The sequence below is a fragment of the Bacillota bacterium genome (genome assembly GCA_012727955.1).
Lineage (GTDB): Bacteria > Bacillota > Limnochordia > DTU087 > JAAYGB01 > JAAYGB01.
Map to the genome: position 1 here is coordinate 50,475 of JAAYGB010000016.1, position 11,767 is coordinate 62,241.

Annotated in this window: 7 protein-coding genes; 1 reads left to right on the top strand and 6 read right to left on the bottom strand. The window is 53.3% G+C overall.

Annotated features, from left to right (window positions below; all coding sequences use genetic code 11):
• Nucleotides 1-130: 130 nt before the first annotated feature.
• The 3 genes from GX030_03880 to GX030_03890 all read right to left on the bottom strand — a co-directional run bounded on the left by GX030_03880 (nucleotide 131) and on the right by GX030_03890 (nucleotide 6,587).
• Nucleotides 131-3,199, bottom strand: a complete 3,069-nt coding sequence (locus GX030_03880; GenBank protein ID NLV91518.1) for an SMC family ATPase — start codon at nucleotides 3,197-3,199, stop codon at nucleotides 131-133.
• Entirely contained in the window at nucleotides 3,196-4,515 is a 1,320-nt protein-coding gene (locus GX030_03885; protein ID NLV91519.1) for a hypothetical protein, read from the bottom strand. The genes GX030_03880 and GX030_03885 overlap by 4 nt, the downstream gene beginning before the upstream one ends.
• A gap of 410 nt (nucleotides 4,516-4,925) precedes the next feature.
• Nucleotides 4,926-6,587 carry a glutamine--tRNA ligase/YqeY domain fusion protein gene (locus GX030_03890; protein ID NLV91520.1) on the bottom strand — a complete coding sequence of 554 codons (1,662 nt, stop codon included), beginning with the start codon at nucleotides 6,585-6,587 and terminating at the stop codon, nucleotides 4,926-4,928.
• A gap of 314 nt (nucleotides 6,588-6,901) precedes the next feature.
• Between GX030_03890 and zupT the strand changes: the two genes are divergently transcribed.
• Complete coding sequence (gene zupT / locus GX030_03895) at nucleotides 6,902-7,726, top strand: zinc transporter ZupT (GenBank protein ID NLV91521.1); 825 nt, start codon at nucleotides 6,902-6,904, stop codon at nucleotides 7,724-7,726.
• Nucleotides 7,727-7,805: 79 nt separating this feature from the next.
• Here zupT and GX030_03900 read toward each other — a convergent pair whose 3' ends face one another.
• From GX030_03900 to GX030_03910, 3 genes are all read right to left on the bottom strand, one after another.
• Nucleotides 7,806-8,594: an endonuclease/exonuclease/phosphatase family protein gene (locus GX030_03900; protein NLV91522.1), complete on the bottom strand. Its 789-nt coding sequence runs from the start codon at nucleotides 8,592-8,594 to the stop codon at nucleotides 7,806-7,808.
• A gap of 62 nt (nucleotides 8,595-8,656) precedes the next feature.
• Nucleotides 8,657-10,105 carry a rhamnulokinase gene (locus GX030_03905; GenBank protein ID NLV91523.1) on the bottom strand — a complete coding sequence of 483 codons (1,449 nt, stop codon included), beginning with the start codon at nucleotides 10,103-10,105 and terminating at the stop codon, nucleotides 8,657-8,659.
• A gap of 186 nt (nucleotides 10,106-10,291) precedes the next feature.
• Nucleotides 10,292-11,431 carry an aldo/keto reductase gene (locus tag GX030_03910; GenBank protein ID NLV91524.1) on the bottom strand — a complete coding sequence of 380 codons (1,140 nt, stop codon included), beginning with the start codon at nucleotides 11,429-11,431 and terminating at the stop codon, nucleotides 10,292-10,294.
• Nucleotides 11,432-11,767: the final 336 nt, after the last annotated feature.

The following is an 11,767-nucleotide window of genomic DNA, read 5'->3' on the forward strand; positions in this document are numbered from 1 at the left end:
ACTCCATATATACATAATCTGTTGTCTTCATCGCACTCCTATAATACTTCTGTATCGATGCCCGTAATCCTAGCCCACAAGCCCAAGAGCAGCTTTTTTCTTGGGGCGGCAATATGAGGGAGCAAGCTCCCTATTGCTGGGCCTTCGCTCCCTCACCCCGATCCTTATGAACGGTGATAGTATTTTGGGCCAAGGCATCAAAGGCGTCATCATGACTGATCACAAACAACTGATTGAATCCTTTGGTACACTCTCCGATGGCCTGGGCCAAACTGTGGCGTCTTTCTTCATCAAGATTGGTGGTAGGTTCGTCAAAAAAACCAATCTTGACGTCGGACAGAACCTGCATCAAAGCCAGACGGACGGCTAGCGCTGCCGCCATCTGTTCACCGCCGGACAATTGCTTGAAGACTCTCACCCGCTCCCTACCCTGGAACATGTCTGTCAACTGAATATCGTATTCCTCGGCCCAATCCAAGCGGACATTCTCATTGGTGATTTGCCGAAAAATTTGGTTGGCCAAATCCGATAAGTGGGCTCGGTAAACTTGAGCGATGGGATCCGCTGCCTCCCGAAGAACCTGCCGGATACTGACAGCCAACTCCCTGGTCTTTTCCTTCACCCGTAGGTTGCGCCGGACGATTGCCAGCGCCTCCTCTTTTTCCTGCAGTTCCTTGCGTGCTTGGGTCAACCGCTCAACGTCATCGGCCAGATGTTTGATGCTCACCCCAACGGACTGGGCCTGTCCATAGACTTCCTGCAGTTGCGCCTTCACCTCAGCATGGACCTTAGGGTCATACTCCTTTTCCAGCTGCGCAATTTCACCTTGCAAAGTCTTCAGATGCTGCTGATTAGCCTCCATCTCTGCCTGGAGCTGACGCAGCTCCTCGGTGATTCCCTCTAGTTTCTGTGCCGCCTGGAGATGGGCGCTATAGGCTTCGTAACCGGCTTGGGTTGTCTGCAAGGCGGATCGCAGCTGAGCCAGTTGCTGGTCTAGATCCTGCCATTGCTGCAAAGCCTGAGTCAACTCAATCGCCTTGGCCTCACTGTCCTGTAACTGACGGCGCCAGTTCTCTATCTCCTGCCTCCGGGTGGCTAAACTCTTCTGGCGCACTTGACAATGGCGCAGCTGCTCCTGGGCGGTCTTTGCCTGGGTCTGTACCTCTTTGCGCTGCAGACTCAAGGTCTGCAGGCATTGGTCAAACCAGGCCTGCACCCCTTCAAGATCCGACACCGCCCCTTGGGCCCAGGCCTTCACCCCGGCAGCCGTTACTTCCCATTGGCCCATCCACTGAGTAAGCCAGTGGATGATTGCCTCCCCTTCCTGGGACGGGGCTTCCCCTGACAGCACCCTTGGGACGTCGGTGTTGCCGACCTGTGGGCAGGTTACCTCCTCACTTGCCCAGGGTCTTTCTTTCATCCAGCTGCCTGCGGCTGAAAGAATATCTCCAGCTGACCCCTTTACCTTCTGGCCAGCTGCCAGCAATGCACGGAGGGTCTTAACCGGAAACTGGGCCGCGGTCTGGGCCGCCGCCTGCAGAGCTTGATGACAGCGGACGTGCTCCCCTTCGATCTCGGTAAGGCCTAACTGAGCACCTTGAATTTCCTCTCGCAACCGCTGCCAGCGGTCCTGCTTTTCCCGTTCTCGGCGCTCTCGTACCTCAATTTCCGCGATTTGTTGTTCAAACTCAGCCAGCTGTTGGGACAGAAACTGATTCAGATCACCGGCTACTTTCTTGCTGGGGCAGGTATCCTGCACAATGGGACAAATCCCCTGCCGCAGGTGGGCTGCATTCTGCAAGAGGGCTTGCCTGCTGGCTATAACCGCGGCCTTCTCACTTAAGACTTCCTCTAACTGCAGCTCCTTTTCGGCGGTCTCTAGTGCTCCTTGCCCCTTGACAATCTCCAACAGCTGGGTCCTGCGAGTTTCAAGCTGCCGCAAACGATTGACGGCATCGGACAAAACTCTAGATACCTCAAAGGCAGAGCGTTCCCAGGTATCAATCAGGGTCACAGCCTGTTGAAAGGGCACCGCTGCCTCCCTCAGATCTTGGCGCCAACTATCCAGCTGCTTGGCGTCCTCCACCAAGGCGGTCGCCTTCTCATCCGCTGTCCTTAAGGCCTTAGTGGCTGCCTCGATTTCTTGTTGAAGCTGAGTTTGGGACTGGATCCAGTCCTTTTCGGCGGTCTCGATGGTGGCCTGCAAACTAGCCTGTCTGGTTCTCACTTCCTGCAACCGCCGCTGCACCTGTTCTTGCTTGGCCTTCTCCCTTTCCACCCGCTGCAGCCGATCCGAGGCCTGCTTATAGGTTTGAAAGGCAGGCAAATTGGCCTCCACTATCTGGCGAGCCCGATGGGCTTCCTCGGCTTGCTTGGCAAGACTGGCTATCATCCTCTCTTGCCCGGCGATAGTAGACTGCAACCGCTCCCTTTCACCGCGCCTAGCCAGCAAGGCAGTTTCCAGTTGAGCCAGTCTTGTCTCTGCCTGCCTATGGCCTGCAAATTCCCTTTGCAGCCGGGCCAAGGTCTCCCTTTCATCCTTCAGCCTTGCCTTAGCCAAAGTCAACTCCTCTTCCACTTGGGGCAACCGGGCGACGGTCTCCTCCAGACCAGCGATCTCTGCCTGCAGCCCATTGATCTCCCCTTCGATATACCGAACTAGTGAGAGGGTTTGGGAAAAGGCCCGGCGATAGGCCTCTACCTTGAGAATATCTTCAAAGACATCCCGGCGCTTGGCTGGAGTTTCCAAGAAAGGGGCAGAAAAGAGTCCCTGCTCCACCGCGATCACCTGGCTAAAGACCTTGCCTAGGTCATCGCTGGGGTCAATTCCGATGTGCTCTTTGATCCACAAAGATACATCCGCCGCCCCATGCAACTGACTTAACTCCGCCTTGGTTTCCTCATCGTACACTTCCCATTTGACACTTCTGGCGGTGCGGCTAAACTTGCGGATCACCCGATACACCCGCTCATCCTTAGCCTCAAAGACCACCTGAATCTCACCGCTTTGCGCCCCCTCTCGCACAAACTGCCGAGCGGAATATGGAAGATAGTCAAAGAGCGCAAAGCCAATGCTTTCGATTACCGTTGTCTTACCGGCTCCATTCACACCGGAGATGAAGTTAACACCGGGCTGAAAGGTGATGGTTTCATCCCCATAGCTCTTGACGTTGATCAAGCGCACCGATAGAATTCTCAATCCTGCTTCTCCCCCTCCACCTCGATCCCCGCGGCAGTCTGCGCCTGGCCTTGCTGCACCGCCACTAGGCCTGCCTCCTCTTTCGCTACCAATTGCTGGGCCAATTCCTCGATGGCTCTAGCCAATTCAGCATCATCGGCCTGGCTAGCCGTTGCTTCCTTCAGGGTCAGGGCCAAGTCCACCAAGGTCGACTGAGCACCTTTGAGGTGGGGATCCTGGGCAAAGAGACCGGCCAGCACCTGGCGCTCTAGAACCTCTCGGCTCAATTGGCTGCCTTCACTGCCGCTGAAGCTGACCTGCTCTGCCCAACAGTTGTTTTCAATCTCTACCACGAGGCAGCAAGTCAGCGCCCGTACCTTGGACTCAATATGGGCTAAATCGAGCGCCAAGGGGTTAAAGGGTAAGCTTCCCTGCAGAGTTAACCGGAGCATGGCCCCGGATTCCGCTGGCAGAGCCAGCTGCGCCGCTGCCCCTATGCAGCGTTCATAGACCTCTTCCGGCGACTGACAACTAGCCACCTCGACGGTGATGGTCTTAGCCAGCCTTCTCCGGCTGGGTATAAATCGTACCTGAGCTGCCTTGCTCTCCTCAGGCCAGATCACATGGTAAAATCCCTTTTCCGCCTGGCTTTCCCCCAAATCCCAGCACTCCGGGGCCCCAGGGTTGAATATCCAGCCATCCTCTTCGTAGCGACGATGAATATGTCCCATAGCAACATAATCCACCCGGGAGCGCAAAGGCGCGATATCTTCCCAGGCAATCCCGCCCAAATGCATCATTCGGGCCAGGGCGGAATGTAACAGCAGAACGGTAATTCCCGGGAACTCCTCCAGCTGCTCACTTAGCTCCTGCAACCGCCGGGGCATCATTGAGCCCTGATATCCCAACCCAACAAACCGAATTCCCGGAAACTCCAGCACACTACCCGAACCACGGATATGATCGTAGGGCGTGAGGGTCAGACAACCGTCGACAAAATCCGGTTGGAGCAGATGCAAATATCCCTGCTGATTCAAAAACCACATCCATGAGTCTTGTTCACCGTAGGGAGCCTTATCGTGGTTTCCCTCGATGGCAATCACCGAAATCCCCGCGTCCCGCAGGCGCCGGAGCAAGGTTATCGCTTGGTTTAGGGTGCGAGAGTTAATGTTTCGCTTATTAAACAAGTCTCCCGCAATGAGAAAATAGTCTACTTGGTGGCAAATCGCGTAATCAATAATATCGGCAAAGACCCGCCCAAAGTCGGCAAACCGAGTTTCTTCTCCGTACTGGGCAAACCCCAGATGCAGATCACTGCAGTGAACAAAGCTAATCAATTGGCACAGACTCCCCTTCTCCCCTTGGTGACAAGCCTAGTCAAACTTCGCTTCAGCCAGAGCCTCCTCCTGCCTAGGGGCAGCGAGGCTTACCCTTCGTGGTTTTTCGATTTTGTTCGTTCTTTTTTCTTTAGCTGTTGCATATCTTGAAATACCAGTCATTGGTGATTATTCCGCGGCTTGGAAGGACAAGTTCACAACTTGACGCAAAGAGGTGCTAGCGATGAAGCTCAAGTTCCTGGCTCGGTGGCGGCAACGCCAACGGGTCAAGAAGATTACCGCCTGTCTATCCCGCTCCCTGTTAGTGATAGACCGGAAATAGCCTGACCCCTAAAAGGAAAAGAGCCTGCGCCCGTTAGCGAAGGCTCTTTTCTCTTTTTGGATGTATCTCCCAGCTTATCGTCGCTGCCTCATAGCTTAAAGGAGCTTTTTAGCGGAACAATCTCATTAAACACCAGTTTGTCGCTGGTACTGAGCTTGGGATCGACGCTGAAATATCCCTGGCGCATGAATTGGAAGCGATCGTAGGGTTTGGCCTCGCCCAGCTGCGGCTCCACCAAGGCCTCCAAAACTTCCATGGAGTTGGGATTAACTCGAGACATGAAGTCTTCCGCGGAAGCTTCCTCATCCTCGGATTCATCCAGCAACAAGGACTGAATCAATCGAACCTGTGCCGGCACAGCACTGTTTGCTTCCACCCAGTGCAGCGTTCCCTTCACTCGGCGAGTGGATTGGCCAGAACCGCTCTTGGTCTCGGGATCATAGGTGCAGCGCAGTTCAACGACATTGCCGGCCTCATCCTTGATGACCTCTTCACACTTGATGATGTAGGCCTGCATTAACCGCACTTCTGCACCCGGCGACAATCGGAAGTACTTCTTCGGTGGATTTTCCATGAAGTCCTCCTGCTCGATGTAGAGCTCCCGGGAAAAGGGAATCTGGCGAGTTCCCATCTCTGGGTTCTCCCGATTGTTCTCAATTTCTAACATCTCCACCTTACCCTCGGGGTAGTTGGTGATTACTACCTTCAGGGGGCGCAAGACTGCCATCATTCGTGGAACCCTGAGCTTGAGATCCTCCCGCACGAAATGCTCCAACATCTGAACGTCGACTACGCTTTCGTTCTTCGACAGACCAATAGCTCGGCAGAACTCACGAATGGCCTCGGGGGTGTAGCCTCTACGTCGCAATCCCCGTAGAGTGGGCAGACGGGGATCATCCCATCCGTCCACTACCCCAGCCTCGATTAGCTGCCGCAGGTATCTCTTGCTCATGACGGTGTTAGTCAAGTTCAGGCGGGCGAACTCAATCTGCTGGGGAACACTTTCCATTTCGCATTCCTGAACTACCCAATCATACAAGGGACGATGCTCCTGAAACTCCAAGGAGCACAGAGAATGGGTAATTCCCTCAATGGCATCCTCCAAAGGATGGGCATAGTCGTACATCGGATAAATGCACCACTCATCGCCGGTGTTGTGATGGGTGGCGTGGAGGATCCTGTACAGTACTGGATCTCGCATGTTCAGATTCGGCGAACTCATGTCAATCTTCGCCCTGAGCACTCGGCTCCCATCGGGAAACTCGCCCTTCTTCATCCGCTCGAAAAGATCCAGGTTTTCCTCCACCGATCGGTTTCGGTAGGGACTATCCTTGCCCGGTTCCGTTGGGGTACCGCGATACTCCCGAATCTCATCGGGACTGAGATCACAGACGTAGGCTTTCCCCTTTCTGATCAACAGCTTGGCCCGTTCATACATCTCATGGAAATAGTCGGATGCAAAATATAGAGCATCCCACTCAAAACCAAGCCATTGAATATCTTCCTTGATCGCCTCTACGTACTTTTGATCTTCCTTCAAGGGATTGGTGTCATCGAAGCGTAAGTAGGTCTTGCCACCAAACTCATCTGCCAACTCGAAGTTTACAGACAAGGCCTTCGCATGTCCGATGTGAAGATACCCGTTGGGCTCTGGAGGAAAACGGGTAATGATCTGGTCGTGTTTGCCGGACTCGAGATCTTCAATCATGATGTTCCGAATAAAGTTAGACGGTGTCGGCTTCTCTGTCATCTGCGCTCACCTTTCTATTTCTATTAGACTTTCTTTTCCCCGCCTGCGATATACTTATATTAGTCCCCGTTGCCCTTCTATCGACAACTCTCGGAGAGTAAAAGACCCAAACCTTGCCGTGTCTACGCGCCTCCGGGGGGATGAAGACCATTGCCATTCCAACCCCATATTTTCCCACTGTGCGTCTATAAATAGGTTTTCTTTACCATCTTGGCATTTACCTGCCCACTACGCCGTTAGGGGTTTAACTCCCGGCATTTTGAGGTAGAAAATATTGGAAATACCACACTACTAACCTGGAGGTGGCTGCTGCCTTGGAACTAGATAATGCGTTACTTGCCTTTGCCCTTACCCTCTTTGCCGGTGTCTCCACGGGGATTGGCAGTGCCTTGGCCTTTTTTACCAAACGTACTAATACCGCTCTTCTCTCCGTTGCGCTGGGTTTTTCCGCCGGCGTGATGATCTATGTATCTATGATCGAAATCTTTGTCAAGGCCGAGACCGCACTAATCAGTGAACTGGGACCGGTGGTCGGGCGTTGGGTCAACGTTGCCGCGTTTTTTGGTGGGATGGCACTAATTGCCCTGATCGACCGGTTTGTCCCGGAACATGGCAACCCCCACCAACCCCGGACCGTTGAGGAAATGGAAGAAGAGGCCACACCTGTCGAGAACAATTCCAAACATGATCCCCTGATGCGAATGGGGATTCTAGCCGCGATATCTATTGCCATTCATAACTTTCCCGAAGGGCTGGCAACCTTCACCGCGGCCCTCAAGGACCCTAGCCTCGGCGTGGCCATCGCCATCGCAGTTGCCATTCACAACATCCCTGAGGGAATCGCCGTAGCAGTCCCAATCTTTTATGCCACTGGCAACCGAAAAAAGGCCGCAGGGTACTCCTTTCTGTCAGGACTTTCGGAACCCTTGGGGGCATTGGTTGGATATGTGTTTCTAGCCCGTTTTTTCACCGATACTCTCTTTGGTCTCCTCTTTGCCTCGGTGGCGGGAATTATGGTGTTCATCTCCTTGGACGAACTGTTACCGGCAGCTAGAGAGTATGGTCGCGCCCACTTGGCAATCTATGGGGTTATCGGCGGCATGGCCGTCATGGCCTTGAGCCTATTGCTGTTGGGCTGACAATGACGGCAGCCACACTACACCGCAGAATAAGGGACCAACCCGCTGACCAGTACAGAAGGCAGCGGGTCTTGGCCATCTAGTTTTCCTTCCATTCTATCCGAGCGAAGATCGGGTAGTGATCACTGACATATACCCCATCGGGTCTGTCCTCAATTACTTGATAGGAACTGGCCTGTAACTCCCCCGTTGTAAAGATATAGTCAATCACCTGGCGTTCTTCCACTCGCCCATATCCGTGGAAAGTTCCCTTTCCGCCATCGGGAAAGCCGGCGGCAGCATTGATCCAAGAGCCTGTTCTACCCTCGAGACCGTTGCCTCCGACAAAGAAGCTAATCGGTGAACTGTCGGGGGTATCGTTCATATCTCCGGTAAGTACCGCCGGTAGTCCGTATTCCTCCACAAATCTGTCAATGGCCACCGCGCCCTTCTCCCGAGCATTCAAGGATTCGTGATCTAAGTGGGTGTTTACTGCCAGGAGCTCCTTACCGCTTGCACAATGACGAACCCGAGCATAGGTTACCATTCTCACACAGTTATTACCCCAATGGCGGCTGCCGGGAACATCGGGGGTATCGGATAGCCAGAAATCACCGTGCTCAATTATCTCCAGGGTGGCTTTCTTCAGATACAATGCGACATGTTCTCCCCCATCGACATCTCGGCCGCGACCTACCCGCTGATACTCAGGGAGGAATTCCTCGAGATAGGCCACCTGATGGGGTAACCCCTCCTGAATGCCCAAGATATCGGGACTGTACTTCTTGATGACGGCCACTACCGCCTCCCGCCGAAAGGGCCAGCTGTTGGTGCCATCCTTCTCCGTGTCCATCCTCAGGTTGAAGCTCATTACCGCAATCATGTCCAAATCCCTCGCCTCAAAATTGAAATGTGATTATCGCCTAATCAGTGTTGCCATTGATAAATCCATTAACTGTCAAGCTGCTTCGCAGCCGGCAGATACTCCCGAATCGACACCGAGCGACGAATGAGCTCTCGGCCCTGCTCCAGATTGTCGAGCTCTCCCAGGCCGATGAGCTGCACCAGCATGTTGCCCATGGCGGTGGCCTCGACGGGACCGGTGACCACTCTTCTGCCGGTAATATCCGCGGTGATCTGACACAACAGCTCAGCCTGGATGCCTCCACCCACCATATTGATAGTATCAATGCTTTGACCCGTCAACCTTTCCAACACTGCCAGATTCTCCCGATAGCTAAAGGCTAAGCTCTCATAGATTCCCCGAGCCATCTCGCCGGGACCGGTGGGAATTGGCTGACCGGTTTCCCGACAGAAGGCCTCTATCTCCTCCACCATATTCGTTGGGCCGAGGAATCTCGGATCGTCGGGATCCACCCTAAACAAGAAGCTTCGGGCTTGCTTTGCTTGGGTGGCAATTTCATCATAGGATAGGTCCTGACCCTCCAGCTGCCAGATTCGGCGACATTCCTGAAGTAACCACAATCCACTAATATTCTTCAAGAACCGAATGGTATCCTGTACACCCGCTTCATTAGTGAAGTTGGCGGCCAAAGAATCCGGTGTGATAATCGGGTCGGCAATCTCCATGCCCAACAACGACCACGTCCCACTGCTGAGAAAGGCAGCGGTTTTCCCTGCTTCCAAGGGTGTAGCAGCCACTGCCGATGCGGTGTCATGGCTTCCCACCACCATGACCATCAGGTCTCTCTTCAGGCCACATTCCTCGGCCACTTCAGGAAGGACAGTGCCCAGGGCCTGTCCCGGTTCCGCGATGTCCTGCAGGATTGTGTCATTGATTCCTAACCGTTGCAATAGGTCCCTTGCCCATGTCCCGGAGGTTGCATTTAGAACCTGCGATGTGGAGGCAATGGTCTTCTCGTTTGCTTTCTGTCCAGTGAGGAAGTAATTCAGTAGATCAGGGATAAACAACAGGGTTTCAGCCTGCTCCAGCGTCCAAGGCCGGTATTGCAGGTCTGCGTACAGCTGAAATAGGGTGTTAAATTGCATAAACTGGATCCCGGTGAGCCGATAGATTTCTTCCCTGGTCACCTGCTCCCACACCTTCGGCATCACATCGTCGGTGCGCTTGTCCCGGTAATGGTAAGGGTTAGACAACAGCTGGCCGTTCTTATCCAACAGCCCGTAGTCCACTCCCCAAGTGTCGATTCCCAGGGCATCAAGTTCAATCCCTGCCCGGGCCGCCTTTTGCAGGCTGACCTTGATCTCAGCCCACAGCCGCAGGATGTCCCAATACATATGTCCTCTCACTCTTTGGGGACCATTGGCAAACTTGTGAAGGGGTTGAAGGACAAGTTTCTCTCCGTCGAAGGTTCCCAAAATGGCTCTCCCACCCGATGCTCCCAGATCAACTGCCAAAAGGCGCAATGCCGCTCCCATTTTGCACACTCTCTCCTTCCCTTCACTCTTACTTGTCAATTTCAATATCTACCAGGGATTTCCTCGATGAAATCCAGGACAATCCTGATCACCAAAGGGATTCATCGGGGGAACAGAAAGGGACTGTGAATATGATCTGCCCTGCAGTCATATCCACAGTCCCCATCTAGTTTCAAGTTCAATTAGTTAGACAGAGAGTGCTTCCTGAGCCCGTTTCAGATCCTCGATAATCGGCAGATTCTGTGGGCACACGGATTCACATTCGCCGCACTCAATGCACTTACTGGCATCGGTCCCTTCCTCCACTAGGTTTTTATACCAGCGCTTGGGATCCTCCACCTGATACATGGATAACTCGTTGAACAAGCCAAAAATCCTCGGAATCTTAACATCGTTGGGGCAAGGCTGACAGTACTCGCATTCCGTACAGTCTACAGCAATCCGCTGCCGATAGATATTTTTGACCTCTTCAATGACCTTCAGCTCCGCCTCGCTCATTGCCAGGGGCTTGGCGTCCTCGGCAGAGGCAGAGGCCAGATTGTCCTCCAATTCCTCCATGGCACCCATTCCACTTAGCACCGTGGATACCTCGGGGAAGTTCCACAGCCACCGCAGTGCCCAATTGGCAGGACTACGGTCGGCGCCATAGGCATCGAAGGCAGCCTTGACCTCGGCAGGAACGTTTTTCGCCAACTTGCCGCCCCGCAGGGGCTCCATGATCACCACTGCAATACCCTTGCCACCGGCGTATTTCAAACCTTCGACGCCAGCTTGATACTCTTCATCCATGTAGTTTAGCTGAATCTGACACATATCCCAATCGTAGCCGTCGATGATCTCTTTAAACACATCCAATGAGTCATGGAAGGAGAAGGCACGGTGTTTGATCCTTCCGTCGGCTACCGCCTGATCCAGCCATTCTAGGATTCCTAGCCTCTTGGCTAGCTCCCACCGTTCCCGATTCAAAGCGTGGAGTAGGTAGAAGTCGATGCAGTCGGTCTGAAGTTTCTCCAGCTGCTCGTTAAGGAGTCTGTCACAGTCCTCCCGCTCCTTCACTAACCACATCGGCAGCTTAGTAGCCAGCTTCACCTTGTCTCGGTAGCCGTCCTGCAAAGCCTTACCAACTAAGATCTCACTTTGTTCCTGATGGTAGCCATAGGCGGTGTCCACGTAATTAACTCCGTTGTCAATTGCATGCCGAATCAGTCCGATGGCTTCCGGCTCGTTAATCTTACCCGCGTCTTCGTCTATGATTGGCAGACGCATGCAACCATAGCCTAGAGCAGATACGGTAAAGTCAAGACTTCCACACTTACGATACTGCACGGTGAAACATCATTCCTTCCTCCGGTTTTTGCGTTCCATCAGGCAGGCAGACTAACTCACTATGTATACCTAATAGTGAGTTGATAAGTAATGAAGATTTCCACTAGTCCTACCTATACCATACATTTAGCCACAACCCTTGATTTTCCTGTCAACCATTTCCTTTCGTCTGCTTCAACCAATAGAGCTTAGCGTATTTCATTAAAGTATAATGGGCATGGACCCCAGCAAAGACCAATCCTGGAATCCCGTCAAACACGCCACCCTTCAGTACATAGAACTTCAGAAAGTCAATGACAGGACGCAGAAACAGGTCCCAATACCCACACTTCCTCC